The sequence below is a fragment of the Streptomyces sp. NPDC001904 genome (assembly GCF_040297005.1).
GTDB lineage: Bacteria > Actinomycetota > Actinomycetes > Streptomycetales > Streptomycetaceae > Streptomyces.
On the sequence record NZ_JBEOYI010000003.1, the window covers coordinates 335,072 to 353,646 of the forward strand.

Annotated in this window: 16 protein-coding genes; 1 reads left to right on the forward strand and 15 read right to left on the reverse strand. The window is 71.8% G+C overall.

Annotation, left to right across the window (positions count from 1 at the left end; all coding sequences use genetic code 11):
- Window positions 1–120: 120 nt before the first annotated feature.
- The 14 genes from ABT127_RS06280 to ABT127_RS06345 form a co-directional block, all read right to left on the reverse strand.
- Window positions 121–1,713, reverse strand: coding sequence for a dipeptide ABC transporter ATP-binding protein (locus ABT127_RS06280; RefSeq protein ID WP_351445115.1), 1,593 nt, complete (start codon window positions 1,711–1,713; stop codon window positions 121–123).
- The gene (locus tag ABT127_RS06285) at window positions 1,710–2,699 is read right to left on the reverse strand and encodes an ABC transporter permease (protein ID WP_351445117.1); all 990 of its coding nucleotides are present in this window, start codon (window positions 2,697–2,699) and stop codon (window positions 1,710–1,712) included. The genes ABT127_RS06280 and ABT127_RS06285 overlap by 4 nt, the downstream gene beginning before the upstream one ends.
- On the reverse strand, window positions 2,696–3,697 hold the full coding sequence (locus ABT127_RS06290) for an ABC transporter permease (RefSeq protein WP_351445119.1): 1,002 nt from the start codon (window positions 3,695–3,697) through the stop codon (window positions 2,696–2,698). The genes ABT127_RS06285 and ABT127_RS06290 overlap by 4 nt, the downstream gene beginning before the upstream one ends.
- Before the next feature lie 2 nt (window positions 3,698–3,699).
- Entirely contained in the window at window positions 3,700–5,418 is a 1,719-nt protein-coding gene (locus ABT127_RS06295) for an ABC transporter substrate-binding protein (protein WP_351445121.1), read from the reverse strand.
- Between the two features lie 151 nt (window positions 5,419–5,569).
- The gene (locus ABT127_RS06300; protein WP_351445122.1) at window positions 5,570–5,665 is read right to left on the reverse strand and encodes an Ms4533A family Cys-rich leader peptide; all 96 of its coding nucleotides are present in this window, start codon (window positions 5,663–5,665) and stop codon (window positions 5,570–5,572) included.
- Window positions 5,666–5,958: 293 nt separating this feature from the next.
- Window positions 5,959–7,470, reverse strand: a complete 1,512-nt coding sequence (locus tag ABT127_RS06305; protein ID WP_351445124.1) for an NCS1 family nucleobase:cation symporter-1 — start codon at window positions 7,468–7,470, stop codon at window positions 5,959–5,961.
- Between the two features lie 108 nt (window positions 7,471–7,578).
- Complete coding sequence (locus tag ABT127_RS06310; RefSeq protein WP_351445125.1) at window positions 7,579–8,601, reverse strand: TIGR03842 family LLM class F420-dependent oxidoreductase; 1,023 nt, start codon at window positions 8,599–8,601, stop codon at window positions 7,579–7,581.
- Between the two features lie 30 nt (window positions 8,602–8,631).
- Window positions 8,632–10,038, reverse strand: coding sequence for a dihydropyrimidinase (hydA, locus tag ABT127_RS06315; RefSeq protein ID WP_351445126.1), 1,407 nt, complete (start codon window positions 10,036–10,038; stop codon window positions 8,632–8,634).
- A gap of 25 nt (window positions 10,039–10,063) precedes the next feature.
- Complete coding sequence (locus tag ABT127_RS06320) at window positions 10,064–10,906, reverse strand: nitrilase-related carbon-nitrogen hydrolase (protein WP_351445127.1); 843 nt, start codon at window positions 10,904–10,906, stop codon at window positions 10,064–10,066.
- A 133-nt stretch (window positions 10,907–11,039) separates the two neighbouring features.
- Entirely contained in the window at window positions 11,040–12,605 is a 1,566-nt protein-coding gene (locus ABT127_RS06325; protein ID WP_351445129.1) for a PucR family transcriptional regulator, read from the reverse strand.
- A 78-nt stretch (window positions 12,606–12,683) separates the two neighbouring features.
- Complete coding sequence (locus ABT127_RS06330; protein WP_351445130.1) at window positions 12,684–13,976, reverse strand: aspartate aminotransferase family protein; 1,293 nt, start codon at window positions 13,974–13,976, stop codon at window positions 12,684–12,686.
- A gap of 64 nt (window positions 13,977–14,040) precedes the next feature.
- On the reverse strand, window positions 14,041–14,883 hold the full coding sequence (locus tag ABT127_RS06335) for a nitrilase-related carbon-nitrogen hydrolase (RefSeq protein WP_351445132.1): 843 nt from the start codon (window positions 14,881–14,883) through the stop codon (window positions 14,041–14,043).
- Window positions 14,884–15,050: 167 nt separating this feature from the next.
- Window positions 15,051–16,397, reverse strand: coding sequence for a hypothetical protein (locus tag ABT127_RS06340; protein WP_351445134.1), 1,347 nt, complete (start codon window positions 16,395–16,397; stop codon window positions 15,051–15,053).
- Between the two features lie 87 nt (window positions 16,398–16,484).
- Window positions 16,485–16,736, reverse strand: a complete 252-nt coding sequence (locus tag ABT127_RS06345; RefSeq protein WP_351445136.1) for a helix-turn-helix domain-containing protein — start codon at window positions 16,734–16,736, stop codon at window positions 16,485–16,487.
- 75 nt (window positions 16,737–16,811) lie between these two features.
- Here ABT127_RS06345 and map point away from each other — a divergent pair, with 75 nt between their 5' ends.
- On the forward strand, window positions 16,812–17,579 hold the full coding sequence (map, locus tag ABT127_RS06350) for a type I methionyl aminopeptidase (RefSeq protein ID WP_351445138.1): 768 nt from the start codon (window positions 16,812–16,814) through the stop codon (window positions 17,577–17,579).
- A 12-nt stretch (window positions 17,580–17,591) separates the two neighbouring features.
- Here map and ABT127_RS06355 read toward each other — a convergent pair whose 3' ends face one another.
- On the reverse strand, window positions 17,592–18,527 hold the full coding sequence (locus ABT127_RS06355) for an FKBP-type peptidyl-prolyl cis-trans isomerase (protein WP_351445140.1): 936 nt from the start codon (window positions 18,525–18,527) through the stop codon (window positions 17,592–17,594).
- Between the last annotated feature and the right edge of the window lie 48 nt (window positions 18,528–18,575).

Genomic DNA, 18,575 nt, shown 5'->3' on the forward strand with positions numbered 1-18,575 from the left:
TCGGCGATGAGAGGCGCAGCCAGCCCGGTGACGAGCGGCGACGCGCACCAGGACGACATCAGCGAGCGGATCGTCTACGTCGCCGGGGTCGGACGCAAGGAGTAACGGCCACGGGAACCGTCATGTGACCGCCTGCAGCTCCGCGCGCGCGGTCCGCCGGGCCGCGGCCCGGTCGGGGTCGAGCGCGGGGACGGCCGCGAGGAGTGCCTTGGTGTACGTCTCCCGGGGGTGGGCGTACACCTGCTCCACCGGTCCTTCCTCCACGATCCGGCCGTGCCGCATCACGGCGACCCGGTCGCTGACCTGCCGTACGACGGCGAGGTCGTGCGCGATGAAGACGAGGGACAGACCCAGCTCCTGCTGCAACTCGGCCAGCAGCGAGGTGACATGGGCCTGCGTGGTCACGTCGAGGGCGGACACGGCCTCGTCGCAGACGATGAGGTCGGGCTCGGCGGCGAGGGCCCGGGCGATGCCGACGCGCTGGCGCTGGCCGCCGCTGAACTCGTGCGGATAGCGGTCGTAGTGAGCGGGGTCGAGACCGACCCGGCGCAGCAGCCCGGCGACCCGGGCGCGGACGGCGGCCTCGTCGCGCTGTCCGCCCGCCCGGAGCGGGTCGGCGACCGACTCCCCGATGGAGCGGCGCGGGTTGAGCGAGGAGACGGGGTCCTGGAAGACCATCTGGACCTTGGCCCGGCGGGTGAGATCGCCGGAGGTGGGGTCGAGCAGTCCGACGAGGATGCGGCCGAGGGTGGTCTTGCCGCTGCCGCTCTCCCCGACGACGCCGAGGGTCTCGCCGCGGTGGACGGTGAGCGAGACCCCGTCGACGGCGGCGTGCGCGGCCGCGCCCCGGCCGAAAACGTGCCGGATCCCGGTCGCCTCGACGAGCGGCTCCCCCGTGTCGCCGGGCGGCGCAGGCCGCTCGTCCCGCGGTGCGTCGCCGTCCGGGATGCGCGGTACGGCCGACAGCAGTGCCCGCGTGTACGGCTCGCGCGGGGCTCCGAGGACCTCGCGCACCGGGCCCCGCTCGACCGCCCGCCCGTGCTGCATGACGAGCACGTCGTCGACCGACTCGGCGGCGACGCCCACGTCGTGCGTGACCAGGATCAGGCCCATGCCGGTCTCCTGGCGGAGCTGGTGCAGCAGGTCGAGGATCTGGGCCTGCACGGTGACGTCCAGGGCGGTCGTCGGCTCGTCGGCGATGAGCAGCCGGGGTTCGCAGGCCAGGGCCATCGCGATCAGGGCCCGCTGCCGCATGCCGCCGGAGAACTCGTGCGGCCTGGACCGGGCGCGCCGCGCCGCGTCGGGGATCCTGACCCGGTCGAGGACCTCGACCGCGCGGGCCCGCGCCGCCCGCCGGGAGACCCGGTGGTGGACCCGGTACACCTGGGCGATCTGGTCGCCGACCCCGTAGTACGGGTCCAGCGAGGACAGCGGGTCCTGGAAGACCATCGCCGCCCTCGCGCCCCGCAGGGCCCGCAGCTGTGCGTCGTCGGCGGCGTTCACGTCGACGCCGGCGACCTCGACGCGGCCGGTGACCCGGGCGCCGGTCCCGCGGTGCAGGCCCAGCAGGGCGTACGCCGAGGCGCTCTTGCCGGAGCCCGACTCGCCGACGACGCCGAGCGCGCCGCCGGGTTCGAGAGTGAACGAGAGGTTCTCCACGGCCCGTACGTCGCCGAAGGAGATGGAGAGGTCGGTGACTGAGACGAGGCTCATGCGAGCACCACCCGTCGGTCGGCCAGCGCCTGGAGGACATCGGCGACGGCGTTGGCGAGGACGACGAAGAACCCGGTGACGAGCACCAGGCCGACGACGACCGGAAGGTCCACGTTCTTGACGGCGTCGACGAGTTCGCGGCAGATCCCCGGGATCCCGAAGAGGGACTCGGTGAGGACGGCGCCGCCGAACATGGCACCGACGTCGAGGGCGCCGAGCGCGATCACCGGGGCGAGCGCGCCGCGCAGCGCGTGCCGGCGCACCAGGACCCGCTCGGCGACCCCGTAGGCGCGGAAGGTGCGCACATGGTCCTCGGCGAGGGTCTCCAGCATCGCCGCGCGGGTCATGCGGGCGTACGGCGCCGCGGAGACCAGGGCCAGCGAGATCCAGGGCAGCAGCAGGTTCCACGCCCATTGTTCGGGATCGTCGGTGAGCGGCACGTAGTCCGGGAACGGCAGGATCTGCAGCGCGGTGACCAGGACGATGATGAGCAGCAGGCCGATGACGAAGACCGGGGTCGCCATGCCGGCCAGGGTGATCCAGGTGAGGATCCGCTCGGTCGGCCGGCCGCGCCGCCACACCGAGAGGATGCCGGTGCCGACGCCGAGCAGCACCCACAGCACGGCGCCGCCGAGGACGAGCGAGGCGGTGGCCGGGAGCTTGGCGAGGATCAGCTGGGTGACCTGCTGGTCGCTCTGGTAGGAGAGGCCGAGGCAGGGCGCGGGGCAGTGCAGCACGCCGGTGCCGGTGGAGTAGTCGCGGCCGGCGAAGAGTGCCTCGACGAAGTGCGCGTACTGCAGGTACAGCGGATCACCGAGGTGCAACTGGGCGCTGACCTGGGCCACTTGCGCGGGCGAGCAGCGCGGACCGCAGGCGATCTGGGCGACGTTGCCCGGGGCGACGTAGAAGGCCGCGTAGACGACGACGCTCAGTGCGAAGAGCACGAAGACCGCGCCCGCGGCGCGCCGGAGCAGGAATCCGGTCATGCGTCCGCCTCCTTCTTGCGGCCGGTGCCGATCCGCAGCCGGGACGCGGCGCGCGGGTCGAGTGCGGTGCGGACGCCCTCGCCGAGGACGGTCAGCGCCAGCACGGTGACGAAGAGCAGCACGGCGGGGATCAGCAGATAGGTGGGCGCCGCCTGGTACCAGGTGTCGGCGTCGCTGAGCATCTGCCCCCAGGACGGTGTGGGCGGTTTGATGCCGACGCCGAGGAACGACAGGGCGGCCTCGACGACGATGTTCGACGGGAAGAGCAGGACGGCGTAGGTGATGACGGGCGCGCCGAGCGCGGGCAGCAGTTCGCGGCGGGCGACCTGCCAGGAGCTCCAGCCGCTGAGCCGGGCGGCGGCGACGTGGTCGCGCGACTTGAGCGACAGCGTCTGGGCCCGGACGATCTTGGAGATGCCCGACCAGCCGATGAGCCCGACCACCACGGCGATGAGCACGGGGCGCGGGAACCCGGCGGGGACGACAGCGAGCGCGCCGAGCGCGATGACCATGATGGGCAGCGCGACCACGACGTCGGTGATGCGGCTGAGGACCTGGTCGACGTACCGGTTGCCGAGACCGGCCGCGAGGCCGATGCCGGTGCCGATGACGACCTGCAGCAGGGTCGCGGCGAGCGCGACGCCGAGCGAGACCCGCGCTCCGTACACGACTCGGGCGAACAGGTCGCGGCCGGTGAGGGGTTCGACGCCGAGCCAGTGCTCGCCGCTGATCCCGCCGAACGAACCGAGGGGCACGCCGCCGCTCGCGGAGTCGACGAGGGCGGGGTGGTACGTGGTCGGGTTCTGCCCTTCGAGGGCGCTGAGCAGCGGCGCGGCGAGAGCCACGACGACCAGGAGGGCGACGATCGCGGCGGCGATCAGGGCGGAGCGGCGGGCGCGCAGCCGCCGCCAGAAGGGACGGCCCCCGGAGGCGGGGGCGGCCTCGGCCGCCCCCGCCTCGTCGGCCTTCTCCGCTTCCGTGAGAAGTGCTTCGGACATGGTTACTTGACCGCTGCCTGGGAGACGTCGAGCACACCGGTCCAGTCGCTGATGACGACGTTCTTGACGTCGGCGCCGTACAGGCGCTTGTAGACCGGGTGGAACAGCGGCACGGTCAGCGCCTGCTCACCGACCTTCTCGTCGAGCGCGCCCCACCGCTGTGCGGCGGCCTTCAGGTCGGTCAGCTTGTTGATCTCGTCGATCTCCTTGTTGACCGAGGAGTCGTCCAGCTGGGCCGAGTTGAAGTTGTAGCCGTTCTTGACGATCTGCCGTCCGTCGAAGATCGGCGCGAAGAACGGGCCGCCCGACGGCCAGTCCGCTCCCCAGGCGCTGAGGAAGAAGCCGGGCTCGCTCTTCACGTTGTAGATCGTGTCGGAGTACTTGGTGTCCTCCAGGCCCTGGAGCTTCACGGTGATGCCCGCCTTCGCCAGTGCCTCCTGGACCGCGGTGGCTATCTCGGGGCTGGTGGAGAAGTTCTTGGCGTTGGAGTGCGTGAGGGTGACGGTCAGGCCCTTGGCGTAACCGGCCTCCTTCAGCAGTTCCCTGGCCTTGGCCGCGTCGCCGTTCTTCCCGGCCGGGAAGTGGTCGTACGGGGTGTACCCGAAGGACTTCTGGTCCGGCAGGAACGTCGTGGCGGGCTCGGCGAGCGAGGAGCCGCCGGCCGCGTTGACCACGGAGGACCGGTCGATCGCGTAGGCGATGGCCTGGCGCACCTTCGGGTTGTCGAACGGCTTCACCTTCGGGTTGAAGGCGAGGTAGTTGGTGTAGCCGAAGTGGCCGGTGCCGACGCGGGCGGCGAGGTCCTTGTCGCCGCTGACCTTGGCGAGTTCGGCGGGGCCGAGGTTGGTGTCGGTGGTGACGGCGGCGGCGTCGGCGCCGCGCGAGGCGGAGAGCCGCTGGTTGATGACGGCGGAGTCGAGCCCGGACCGCACGTCGATCCTGTCGGGGTAGGCCTTGCGCTCCTTGTCGGTGGCGGCCGACCAGTACGGGTTGCGCTCCAGGACGAGCCGCTCGCCGTCGCCCTCGTTCTCGACGACCTTGTACGGGCCGGAGGACAGCGGGTGCTCCTCGTACTTGGTCCCCTTGTCCTTGGCCCGGGGCACCGGGGTCGTCTGGGTCTGCGTGGCGAGGTAGGGGAACTCGCCCTCGCTCTTGTCGAGATGGAAGACGACGGTCTTCTCGTCGGGTGTCTCGATCGAGTCGAGGCCCTTCTTGTCCTTGTACGGACCCTGGTAGTCGGCTCCGCCGATCAGCCAGTCGCGCAGGTAGGGCGCGCCGCCGGACAGCTCACCGGCGAACGATCTCTCGATCCCGTACTTGATGTCGGCACTCGTGATCTTCGTGCCGTCCTCGTACTTCAGCCCGTCCTTGAGGTGGTACGTCCACACGGTGGCGTTCTTGCTGGGCGTGCCCAGGTCGGTCGCCAGGTCGGGCACCACCTTGGCGCCGGCCGCGCCGTCCTCGCGGTTGCGCGTGGTGAGCGTACGGAAGACGAGGGAGGGGATGTTGCCGCCGCCGGAGGTGTAGAGCCGCGCGGGGTCGAAGTCCTCCTGGGGAATGCTGTTGAGGACGGTGAGGGTGCCGCCCTTCTTGGGCGCGCCCGCGGCACCGGAGCCGGAGGCCTTGCCGTCCTGGGGGCCGCACGCGGCCGCGCCCACAGCCACGACGGAGACGGCCAGGGCCGCTGTCAGGCGGCGCGATATGACGGACGGTTGGCGCATGGGAGGTGACCTCTCGGAAGTCTGGCTGCGGGGATGTTGCGCGCAGGCAGCGGCGAGAGCGATCACACGGGAACGACCGGAGGATGAGACGACCGACCGGAATACGGGATGCTGACGTGCCTGCGAGGGATTTCGCGCGCTCGGGCGGGCGTCAGCAACAGTGCACGTCGGAGACACAGTGCCGGGTCACACCGATGAGAGCCAGCTCAATGGCGGCTTGCTCAGGGGTGACGGCGCTGCGGGACATGTCGAGGAATATGGCGCAACGCCGAGAGGGAGTCAACAATTATCGAGACAGGCGTCCCACATAGCGGACGCCCGACCGGCTTAGGCGGTCCCGGCCGCCGCCTCGGCCCGCACTCGGAGCCGCGCGGACGGGAAGCGACCTTCCCCGTCCCACGCGTCACCGCACCCCCAAATCCCCTTCCTGCCGACGGTTTTGACGACCCGCGCGGAATCCGGGCCGCCGCATCGGCAGCTTCCCGGGCGACACGGCGACACGGGGCGGACGTGTGCCATGTCACACACGGAGGCCGCGCCCTAGACCCGCTGCCGCCCGCCCGCCATCAGCGCGACGTACACGATCAGCGAGGTCCCGAGTCCCACGGCCCAGCCGTAGTCGGCCAGCGGCTTCAGGAACGGGACGATGCCGTCCACCGGGAACGGCCCGGCCTTGTCGCCCTTCGCGTCGAGCGTCGAGTACGACCCGCCGACGGCGAGCAGGCCGCCGACCGCGAAGGCCACGACGGCCCGCCAGTTCCAGCCGCCCGAGTACCAGTACCGGCCGCCCTCCACATACAGGTCGGCCAGGTGCAGCACGGTCCTGCGGACGATCCAGTAGTCCGCGATGAGGATGCCGGCGACCGTGCCGAGCAGCCCGCCCACGACGCCGAGCCACGTGAAGATGTAGAGCTCGGGCGTCGAGGTGAGCTTCCACGGCATCACCAGGACACCCACGACGCCCGTGATGATGGCGCCGGTGCGGAAGTTGATGACCTTCGGCGCGAGGTTCGCGAGGTCGTACGCGGGTGAGACGACATTAGCGGCGATATTGACCGAAATCGTCGCCACGAACACGGTGATGAGCGCGAACAGCAGCCCGAAGACATTGTCGGTCTTTCCGGCCAGCGCGACCGGGTCCCAGATGGGGACGCCGTACACCTTCTCGGAGCCGGCCGTCACCAGCACCGACATGAGGGCGAAGAGCGTCATGGTCGTGGGAAGACCCAGAGTCTGCCCGAGGACCTGCGCTCTCTGTCCCTTCCCGAACCGCGTGAAGTCCGGGATGTTCAGCGACAGCGTCGACCAGAAGCCGATCATGCCCATCAGGCCGGGGAAGAAGACCTTCCAGAAGTCCGGGCCCCAGCCGACCTTCGACGGTTCGTGCAGCAGCGGGCCGAACCCGCCTGCCTTGTTCGCTATCCAGATCAGCAGTACCAGCGCGCCGACGAGGACGAACGGCGCCGCCCAGTTCTCGAAGCGGCGCAGGGTGTCCATCCCTCGGTAGATGATGGCCAGTTCGAGGACCCAGAAGATGACGAAGCACAGCCACAGGGTCCACGGGTAGCCGCCGATCCTCCCGGCGTCCGCCCAGCCGCCGAACAGCTTCCCCAGCAGCACGAAGATGCCCTGGCCGCCGATCCACGTCTGGATGCCGAACCAGCAGCAGGCCACCGCCGCCCGCACCATGGCCGGCAGGTTCGCGCCCCGCACCCCGAACGAGGCCCGCGCGAGGACCGGGAAGGGGATGCCGTACTTGGGCCCCGCGTGCCCGGTGAGCAGCATCGGCAGCAGCACGATGACGTTGGCGAGGGCGATGGTCAGCACCGCCTGCTTCCAGTCCATGCCGAGCGCCACCAGCCCCGAGGCCAGTGTCCAGGACGGGATGCAGTGGGCCATGCCGATCCACAGGGCCACGAAGTTGTACGTCGTCCAGCGGCGCTCGGCGAGCGGTACCGGGCGCAGATCGTCATTGGCGTAGCGGCTGCCCGCCGGGTAGGCGTCGGCGGGCAGTTCCACCGCGGGGTGCGGTGATGGGGCCGTGTCGGTCATGAGGCAGTCCGTTCTAGGGAGGTGAACGAGAAAGAGCGGCCGTGCGGAAGCCGTGAACTGCCGTGCTGTGTGGGGAGGTGGAGCGTGGGGGTAAGGGGACGGGCGCTGTCATGCGGTCAGCGCGGGGATGATGTCCTGCCCGTACGCGTCGATGGCCTTCTCCTTCGCGTCGTGCATCGCGTACAGCGCGAACTGGTCCACGCCCAGCTCGCGCAGCGCGCGCAGCTTCTCGATCTGCGCGGACGCCGGGCCGATGAGACAGAACCGGTCGACGATCTCGTCCGGCACGAACCGGGTGTCGGGGTTCCCGGAGCGGCCGTGGTGCGCGTAGTCGTAGCCCTCGCGGGACTTGATGTAGTCCGTCAGCTCGTCCGGCACCATGCCGGAGTGCGCACCGTACTTGGACACCAGGTCGGCGACGTGGTTGCCGACCATGCCGCCGAACCAGCGGCACTGCTCGCGGGCGTGGGCGAGGGCCTCGGGCGAGTCGTCGTCCGTCACGTACGCGGGCGCGGCGACGCAGATCTTCACGTCCGACGGGTCCCGGCCGGCCGCGACAGCCGCGTCCCGCACCGCCTGGACCATCCACCGGGTCAGGAACGGATCGGCGAGCTGCAGGATGAAGCCGTCGGCCTCCTCGCCGGTCATCTTCAGCGCCTTCGGGCCGTACGCGGCCATCCACACGGGAAGTTCGGCGCCGGGACGCACCCACGGGAACTGCACCACGGCGCCGCCGCCGAGGTCGGCCTCGTCGCCGCGGGCGAGCGCGCGGATGACCTTCATCGCGCCGCTGATGCGCGCGAGGGTGTTCGGGGCGCGGCCCGCGACGCGCATGGCGGAGTCGCCGCGGCCGATGCCGCACACGGTGCGGTTGCCGTACATGTCGTTGAGGGTCGCGAACGTGGAGGCGGTGACCTCCCAGGTCCGGGTGCCGGGGTTGGTCACCATCGGGCCGACGATCAGCCGCTCGGTCTCGGCGAGGATCCGGCTGTAGATGACGAACGGCTCCTGCCAGAGCACGCACGAGTCGAACGTCCACCCGTACGTGAACCCGGCGCCCTCCGCCCGCTTCATCAGCTCCACGACCCCGGAGGCCGGCGGGTCGGTCTGCAGAACGAGTCCGAAGTCCATGATGTGATCCCTCGCTTGCTCAGATCAGGTTCAGTTCAGGTACTGACAGGTGGAGCGCGGGGTGTACGTGCCGTGTCCGGCGCGGCCCGTGAACTCCCGTTCGGTGATGACGAGTTCGCCGCGCGAGAGGACCGTCTCCACACGTCCGGTCAGGTGCTTTCCCTCGTACGCGGAGTAGTCGACGTTCATGTGGTGGGTCTCGGCGCTGACGGTCTGCTCGGCGTGCGGGTCGTAGATGACGATGTCCGCGTCGGCGCCGGGCGCGATGGTGCCCTTCTTCGGGTACAGGCCGAACATCCGGGCCGGGGTCGCGCAGGCGATCTCGATCCAGCGGCGGCGGCTGATGTGCCCGTCGACGACGGCCTGGTGCAGGAGGTCCATCCGGTTCTCGACGCCGGGCATGCCGTTGGGGATCTTCGAGAAGTCGCCGCGGCCCAGCTCCTTCTGGCCGGTGAAGCAGAACGGGCAGTGATCGGTGGAGACCACCTGGAGGTCGTTGGTGCGCAGGCCGCGCCAGAGCGCCGCCTGGTGGTCCCTGGGGCGCAGCGGGGTGCTGCACACGTACTTCGCGCCCTCGAAGTCGGGCTCGGCGAGGTTGTCGGTGGACAGGAACAGGTACTGCGGGCAGGTCTCGCCGAAGACGTTCAGGCCCTCGTCGCGGGCGCGCGCCAGCTCGGCGAGGGCTTCCTGCGCGGAGACGTGGACGACGTACAGCGGCGCCCCGGCCACCTGGGCCAGCTTGATCGCGCGGTGGGTCGCCTCGGCCTCCAGGAGGGCCTTCCTGACCTCGCCGTGGAAGCGGGGGTCGGTCTCGCCGCGGGCGAGGGCCTGCTCGACGAGGACGTCGATCGCGATGCCGTTCTCGGCGTGCATCATGATCAGCCCGCCGTTCTCGGCGGCCCGCTGCATGGCGCGCAGGATCTGGCCGTCGTCGCTGTAGAAGACGCCCGGGTAGGCCATGAACTGCTTGAAGGAGGTGACTCCCTCCCCCACCAGCAGGTCCATCTCCTTCAGCGTGTCCTCGTTCACGTCGGAGACGATCATGTGGAAGCCGTAGTCGACGGCGCACTGCCCGTCCGCCTTGGCGTGCCAGGCGTCCAGGCCCTCGCGCAGACTGTGGCCCACGCTCTGGATCGCGAAGTCGACGATGGTGGTGGTGCCGCCCCAGGCGGCGGCCCGCGTCCCCGTCTCGAAGGTGTCCGCGGCGAACGTGCCGCCGAACGGCATCTCCATGTGGGTGTGCGCGTCGACGCCGCCCGGGATGACGTACTTCTGGCTCGCGTCGATGGTGCGCGCGTCCGTCCAGGACGCGGCGGTGTCGCTGCCGCTGGCCGCGAGGGCCGCGACGCGGCCGTCCTCGACGAGGACGTCGGCGTGCATCTCGTCGGCGGCGGTGACGACGAGACCACCGCGGATGACGGTACGGACGGCGCTCATGTTCTCCTCCAGAAGTGCGGCGGTCTTACGGGCGGGTCAGGGGCTCGTACGCCTGCGGGGCACGGTCCCGGTAGAACTGCCAGCGGTCGCGGACCTCGCGCAGTTTGGCCAGTTCAAGGTCGCGCACGACGAGTTCGGGCGCCTTGTCGTCGGCGACCTCTCCGACGAACTGGCCCTCGGGGTCGACGAAGTAGGACGTTCCGTAGAAGTCGTTGTCGCCGTACTCCTCGACGCCGACGCGGTTGATGGCGCCGACGAAGTACTCGTTGGCGACGGCCGCCGCCGGCTGCTCCAGCTGCCACAGGTAGCGGGACAGGCCGCGCGAGGTGGCCGACGGGTTGAAGACGATCTGGGCGCCTTCGAGTCCGAGCGCGCGCCAGCCCTCGGGGAAGTGGCGGTCGTAGCAGATATAGACGCCGATCTTGCCGACGGCGGTGTCGAAGACGGGCCAGCCGCTGTTGCCCGGGCGGAAGTAGAACTTCTCCCAGAAGCCCTTCACCTGCGGGATGTGCGTCTTGCGGTACTTGCCGAGGTAGCTGCCGTCGGCGTCGATGACGGCGGCGGTGTTGTACAGGACGCCCGGCTGCTCCTCCTCGTACATGGGCAGGACGAGGACGATGCCGTGCTCACGGGCCAGGTCCTGGAAGCGGCGGACGATGGGACCGTCGGGGACGGCCTCGGCGTAGGCGTAGAACTCGGGGTCCTGCACCTGGCAGAAGTACGGGCCGTAGAACAGCTCCTGGAAGCACAGGACCTGGGCGCCCTGCGCGGCGGCGTCACGAACGGCCTGCTCGTGCACCTTGATCATGGATTCCTTGTCGCCGGTCCATGCGGTCTGGAAGATCGCGGCGCGGATCACGGGGCTCATCAGGGCCTCCAGCGTGGCGGGATGCTCAGCGGGTCCCCCGACCCGCTTGGGTGTGCCCACGACGATAGGAAGGCGGGGTGCCGCCGCCGAGTTGCACCGTGTCACGTCCGCCGCCGCGTGTCGTTGCACCGTGTCACGCCTGCTGTGCGTCGTGCGCGAGGAGCGCGATGTGGACGGACGCGGCCTGTTCGAAGTCGTCGAGGTCGATGCCGAGCAGGGTCTCGATGGCTTCGAGGCGGCGGTAGAGGGCGGGGCGGCTCATGTGGTGGAGCTGGGCGGTGCGGGACTTGTTGCGGCCGGTGGCCAGGTAGGTGCGCAGGACCGGCAGCAGGGCGTCGGTGTCGTCCGCGCACAGCAGGCCGTCCAGTTCCCGCTCCGCGAACGCCTGGACGCGCGGGTCGTCGCGCAGCAGCCGCATCAGGCCGCGCAGCCGTACGTCGCCGAGGCGGACGACGGCGGGCAGCCCTGATGACGATGCTGCCCCGGCGACGGCGTCGGCGACGTGCAGGGCCTCCTGGAGGGCCGCGGGCACCTCGTCCCAGGTGGTGCGGTCGGGTCCGGCGGCGATCACCGCGGGCTCGCCGGTCTCGGCGTGCAGCCGGGCGGCGAAGTGGGCGGTGAGTGACTGCGCGGCCTGGTCGCGGGCGAGGCTGAGGAGGACGGCCGTGGCACCGTCGGCGACCTCGGCCACCAGCGCGGACAGGCCGAGCAGCCGTACCACGCGGTCGAGTTGGGCCGCGCCGCGGTCGCGGACGACGAGCGGGACGAAGGTACGGCGGTTCACGGGGAGGCCCGCCGCCCGGGCGCGCGGCAGGAAGTGGCGGGCCGGGGCGGTGCCCGAGATCAGGTCGGCCAGCAGGCACCGCGCGGACTGCTCCTCCCAGGTCGCGGACCCCGCGCCGGCGAGCATCCGGTGCAGGACCAGTGCCTCGGCGGCGCGGTCGGCGAGGAGACGGCCGGTGGCGCCGTCGCCGCGGTAGCCGCACAGGACGACCGAGCCCCAGCGTTCGCCGCGTCCGCCGAGGTCGGCGCGGAGCCAGCCCTCGCCGTCGACGCCGCCCGGCTGGCGGGCGATCCGCTCCCAGTCGCGCAGCACGTCGTCGACGGCGGGACGCTCGCCCGCGGTGGCCAGGACACGGTGGGCGAGGTTGGTGACGAGCACCGGGCAGGCGCTGTGCGCGGCGACCTCGTCGAGCAGGGCCTGGAGCGGGGCGCCCGCCGTGATCAGCCCGGTGAGGGCGGTACGGATGCCCTCGGAGAGGCTGACGGCCGCGAACTTCCGCCGCACCAGGCGGGACTGGACCTCCTCGGTGAGTTCGGCGAAGGGGAAGGGGCGGTGCAGGACGACCATGGGCAGGCCGTAGCGCTCGGCGGCGCGGCGCATGTCCTCCGGCGGGGACGGGAAGGCCCGGCCGAGGCCGAGGACCAGGGCCGAGGCCTCCGCGCGGTGCAGGGACTCGATGTACGCGGTCTGCGTGTGCGCGTCGCCGGTGAGGAGGACGCCGGTGGTGAGGATCATCTCGCCGCCGGTGAGCATGACGCCGACGTCGGCGGCCTCCGCCACGTGGACCCAGCGGACGGCGCGGTCGAGGTGGTGCGCCGCCGCGACCACCTCCGGTTCGCCGGCCGCGATGCGTTCCAGGGCGAGTATCTGGCGGACGGACAGGGCGTGTTCGGTGCCGGGTGCGGTGGTCGGCATCGGGCCTCCTCGCCGTGGGGGTTCTGTTGACGGCCGAGTGCGGGTTCGTCGTGGCTGGTCGCGCAGTTCCCCGCGCCCCTACGGGGCTTCTCGCAACGCCCCTTCCAAGATCGCGGCGCCTTCCTCTGCCTCCGCGACTGTCAAGGACAGCGGCGGTGCGATGCGCAGGACGCTCGTGTTGTGGCCGCCGCCCTTGCCGATCAGCAAGCCCGCCTCGCGGCAGGACTCCAGGACCGCGGTCGCCGCCTCGGGGGACGCCTCGTCCGTGCCCGGCCGTGCCAGCTCGACGCCGATCATCAGGCCCCGGCCGCGCACGTCCCGTACGGCGGGGACCTGCGCGGCGATGGCCCGCAGCCGTTCGATGAGGAGGCCGCCGACGCGGCGGGCGTTGCCCTGGAGGTCGTGTTCCAGGAGGTAGGAGAGGTTGGCGAGGCCGGCGGCCATGGTGACCGGGGAGCCGCCGAAGGTGGAGATGGAGTTGGCGTCGAGGCAGTTCATGACGTCGGCGCGGGCGACGACACCGCCGATCGACATGCCGTTGCCGATGCCCTTGGCGAAGGTGAGGAGGTCGGGCGGGCCGGCCTGGTCGTGCGCCTGCCAGCCCCAGAAGTGGTCGCCGGTGCGGCCCCAGCCGGTCTGCACCTCGTCGGAGATCCACAGGATGCCGTGCTCCCGCAGCACCTCGCGGAAGCGGGCGTACAGGCCGTCGGGCGGGGAGGTGAACCCGCCGACGCCCTGGATCGGCTCGGCGATCAGGGCCGCCACGTCCCCGCGGGTCTGGCCGAGCATGTCGCGCAGGTCGGCGACGCAGGCGTCGGTGAACTCGGCGTCGGACAGCGCCGCGTACGGGCCGCGGCTGCGGACGCCCCCGTGGACGTAGAGGGTCTGCAGCGGGGACAGGCTCGTCGGCGACCAGCCCTTGTTGCCGGTGATGCCGATCGCCGAGAAGGAGCGGCCGTGGTAGCTGTTGCGCATCGCCAGGATCTGGTTCGAGCGGCGGTACGCGGTGGCGAGCATCAGCGCCGTGTCGTTGGCCTCCGTGCCCGACGTGGTGAAGAAGACCCGGGCGTCCGGGATGCCGGACAACTGGGCGACGCGCTCGGCGAGTTCGACCATCGGCCGGTCGAGGTAGAGGGTCGACGAGTGGATGATCCGGGACGCCTGCTCGGTGACGGCCTTCGTCACCTCGGGCAGGGCGTGCGCGGTCATCGTGGTGAGGATGCCGCCGAAGAAGTCGAGGTACCTGCGTCCCTCGGCGTCCCAGACGTGGCGGCCCTCGCCGTGCGTCAGCTCGATCGGATCGGCGTAGTAGAGGGCCAGCCAGTCCGGCAGGACGGCGCGATGACGGGCGTGCAGGGAGGTGGTGTTCACGGGTGCGGCGTCCCTTCGTCGATCACGGCTCGGGCGGGGTGCGCGGGTTCGTCGGGGGCTCGGGTCAGGGCTGGACGAGGCCCTCGTAGGCGTCGGGGCGGCGGTCGCGGTAGAACGCCCACTGCTGCCGTACCTCGTCGATGAGGCCGAGGTCCAGATCCCGGACGAGAAGCTCCTCGGTCTTGTCGCTCGCGGCGTCGCCGACGAGCTGTCCGCGCGGGTCGACGAAGTAGGAGGTGCCGTAGAAGTCGTTGTCCCCGTACTCCTCGACGCCGACGCGGTTGATGGCGGCGACGAAGTACTCGTTGGCGACGGCCGCCGCGGGCTGCTCCAGCTGCCACAGGTAGGCGGAGAGTCCGCGCGAGGTGGCCGAGGGGTTGTAGACCAGCTGGGCGCCGTTCAGCCCCAACTGCCGCCAGCCCTCCGGGAAGTGGCGGTCGTAGCAGATGTAGACGCCGATCCGGCCGACGGCGGTGTCGAAGACCGGCCAGCCCAGGTTCCCCGGCTTGAAGTAGTACTTCTCCCAGAAGCCCTTGACCTGCGGGATGTGGTGCTTGCGGTACTTGCCGAGGTAGCTGCCGTCGGCGTCGATCACGGCGGCGGTGTTGAAGTAGAAGCCGGACTGCTCGACCTCGAAGACGGGGACCACGACGACCATGCCGGTCTCGCGGGCGAGGGCCTGCATCCGGGTCACGGTCGGGCCGTCGGGGACGGGCTCGGCCCAGCGGTAGTGCTCCGCCTCCTGGACCTGGCAGAAGTAGGGGGCGTTGAAGACTTCCTGGAACCCGATGATCTTCGCGCCCTGCCGGGCCGCCTCGCGGGCGTGCTCCTCATGCTTGGCGATCATGGATTCGGTGTCGCCCGTCCAGGTGGCCTGGACGAGTGCGGCGCGTACGACGGGGGCCATGAGCCGCTCCTTTGCCTGATCCTCTACGCCCGTAGACCGGGTCGTAGAGGGACGAACGTAAGCCCACCCGGGAGGCTTGCCAAGACCATCGTCGTTAACCCGCTGGATCGATCTCGTTTCTCAGCCGGGCGGGTCAGCGGCGTGGGGCCCCGCGGGTGGCGTCCGGCTCAGGCGGCGTGCCCCGCCAGGCGCAGCGCGTGCAGCACGTCGCGGTGGCGCTCGTCGGTGACGGCGCGGGCCGCGTCGAGCACCAGCGGGACGAGGCGGCCGGGGTCGCACAGCGCGCTGCGGGCCGCCTCCTCGGGGGTGCGGGTGCGTACATAGGCGTCGAGCAGGATCCGGGCCTCGCGCCGCCGTCCGTCGGCGTCGAGTCCGGCGACCGCCGCCCCGATCACCTCGGGCGGACGGCCCACGCCCTGCCGCAGCACCTGGTGTCCGTCGGCACCGCGCCCCGCCGCGGCGAGCGCGTCGGCGGCGTCGACCAGCCGGGCCGGAGGCAGCGACGCGGCCTCCCACAGCAGCGTGGCCCAGTCGGCGTCGAGCCCGGCCCGGTGCAGTTCGGCGGCGAGCAACGGGAGGCGGGCAGCGGGCCAGTTCGCGGCCTCCACGAGGAGGATGTGCGCCTCGCCGCTGCGCGCGGCGGCGCGCAGTTCGAGCAGGGTGCCGACGGTGGCGGCGATGTCCTCGTGGGCGGCGGCGTCGAGGGACCGCGGGGTGCGCGGCGCGGGCGCGGTCTCGTCCTGTGCCCCGGCGAAGCGGGCGCCGGTGGCTGTCGCCGGGGCCGCCGGGAGCGGCGCGTCCGGGGCAGGGCGCTCCTCCGTCTCCACGTCGAGGCCCGCGAAGCGGGCGCTGCCCCGGGGGCGGCGCTTCTTGGACTTGGCGGGCCCGGCCGGCTCGGCGGCGGGCCGGGAAGCCTCCGCGGCCCCGGTGGCGGGCCCGGCCGAGCCGTCGGATGCGGCCGTCCGGGGTGGGGCCTGCGGCTCCGGTTCCACCACGACTCGGCCCAACTCCTGGAGCCGGTAACGGAGTTCCGTGATGCGTGCCGTCGCCCGGTCGTGGTCGTCCCGCGCCCAGGCGAGGTCCCGCCGGGCCGACTCGGCCTGTTCGTATGTGGTGGCGGAGTCGAGGAGGCGGCCCAGGTCGCGGCGGCGCTCGGTGGCGTGGCGCTGCTCGCGGGTCATGGCGTCGAGGTGGGCGAGCAGCGCGTCCCGGCCGCCGGGGGCCGCGTCATGGGCGCGGACGGCCGCGCGGTGCAGGGTGCGGGCGCCGGCCGCCTCGTGGTCGGCGCGGTCCGGGCCGTACTGCGCGGCGACGTCCTGGAGCAGCGCCTCGACCACGTCCCAGGGCGGCACCTCGGCCCCGTCGAGGCAGGCGCGCAGCCCCTCGGGGTCACGCTGCCAGAAGACGCCGAACCAGCCGGCCCCCTGATCGATCCGGGTCACGAGTCCGCGCAGGTATGCCGCGAACTCCCTGCGGGGCGTTGCCAGTTGCCCCACGTCCGTCGTTTCCGTCACGTGCGCCCCGCCGATCCTCGCGCCCCCTGGAGCCTGTCGCTCCGGAAGGAAACACCCGGCGTGTTACGGGGCGGCTACGCGGACTTTTCAGGCGGGCACCAGCGCGCAGTGCACCACCAGCTCGTCCATGGACAGGCCCAGCTCGCGGGCGACGGCGGCGATGGTGAAGAACGCCGGGGTCGGCGCACGCCCGGTCTCGATCTTGCGCAGCGTCTCGACGGAGACGCCCGCTCCCGCGGCGACCTCCGTCATGCTGCGCTCGCGCCGCGCCTCGCGCAGCAGCCGGCCGAGCCGCTCGCCGCGCTCGCGCTCTTCAGGGGTCAAGGGGGTTCGGACCATGACGAGAGTCTACCTGAGATCCGATTCCTATACCGGATTTCTGTACCGGATAGAAATACCGGTATAGTTATTGGCATGGTGGAACTCAAGACGGACACACAGATCGACGCGATGCGTGAGGCGGGCCGCGTCGTGGCCCAGGCACTGACCGCGGTGCGCGACCACGCCGCCGTGGGCGTGAGCCTGCTGGAGCTGGACGAGGTGGCACGCGAGGTGCTGGACAAGGCCGGGGCGGGTTCGCCCTTCCTGCACTATCAGCCCACGTTCGCGACGACCCCGTTCCCGGCGGTGATCTGCGCGTCCGTGAACGACGCGATCGTGCACGGCATCCCGACGGCCGACCGGCTGCGCGACGGCGACCTGGTCTCGATCGACTGCGGCGCCCTGCTCGACGGCTGGGCCGGCGACTCCGCCATCAGCTTCGTCGTGGGCCGGGCGCGCCCCGAGGACGTGACCCTCGTCGAGACCGCCGAGCGGGCCCTGGCCGCGGGCATCGGGGCGGCCGTCGTGGGCAACCGCATCGGCGACATCGCGCACGCCGTCGGCCGGCTCTGCCGCACCGCCGGATACGGCATCCCGCAGGACTTCGGCGGGCACGGCATCGGCCGCCGGATGCACGAGGACCCGGGCGTGCCGAACGAAGGACGGCAGGGCCGCGGCATGGTGCTGCGCCACGGCATGGTCCTCGCCATCGAGCCGATGCTGATCGGCGGCGGCAAGGACGACTACCACGAGGCGCCGGACGGCTGGACCCTGCGCACGAACGACGGCTCGCGCGCCGCCCACGCCGAGCACACCGTGGCGATCACCGACGCGGGGCCGCGCATCCTGACGACGCTCTAGGCCGGACAGGACCTAGGCAGCAGGCGGGACGAACGGGCGGTCCTGCCGGTCGAGCACGTCCACCACGTAGAGGACGGCCGCGTGCGGGGGCTGGGCGAGGCCGCCCCGGGTCGCGGTGAAGCCGGGCCAGTAGTCGGCCGGTACGGCGATCTGGAGGCGGCTGCCGACACGGACGCCCCTCAGCGCCTCGTACATCCCGGGCAGCGCGGCCCGCCGGCCGACGACCATGCCGCTGGGACCGCTCGTTCCGTACGAGCAGCGGAACGGCCCGGTCCTCCCCCACTGCCAGCCCGAGTAGTTCACGACGGCGACATCGCCGTCCTGCACGACCGGTCCCCGGCCCTCGGCGACGGTACGGACGTGCAGCCTGCGCGGCGCGGCCCCGCCCCAGTCGGCGACCCGGGGCGGGGCGCCGTCGGGAAAGTCCACGACCGGCGTCCCCTCGCTCGCCGCCCCGGAACCCGGCGTGCCGCCCTCGGTGACGGGCACCCGCTGGTCGAGGTCGTAGCCGCCGATCAGGTCGAACACGGCGATCGTGGGGCCGGTGCTCCTCTCCGCGGGGGTCACCGTGAGCACCCGGCTGCCGCCCCTGCGGCCGACCAGGGCCCGTTCCCAGGTGCGCGCGGCACCGGCGCCGTCGAGACGCACCGTCCGCGGCTGGGTCAGGCTCCAGGACGACACGAGTCCCTTCGCGCCCTCCCAGCTCGTCATCTCCACATCGGTGACGGCGACCTGCCCCTTCCGCACCTCGGGGCCGGTGCCGTCGCGCAGCACCGTGGTCCGGGCCTCCTCCGGCGCGGGCAGGTCCGGGACGGTGATGGTGGGCCGGATGCCGAGGGCGCCCGTGACCCGGGGGACGTCATCCGGTTCCTGAGCGGCGCAGGCGACTGCCGCGAGGGCGGTCAGAGCGAGGGCGGCGCCGGTGCGCACGGCCGTCTTCGAGGGCACGGGTGACCTCCTGTGGGGTGGGGTTGCCGCTCCGGAGCCTCCCCGTGC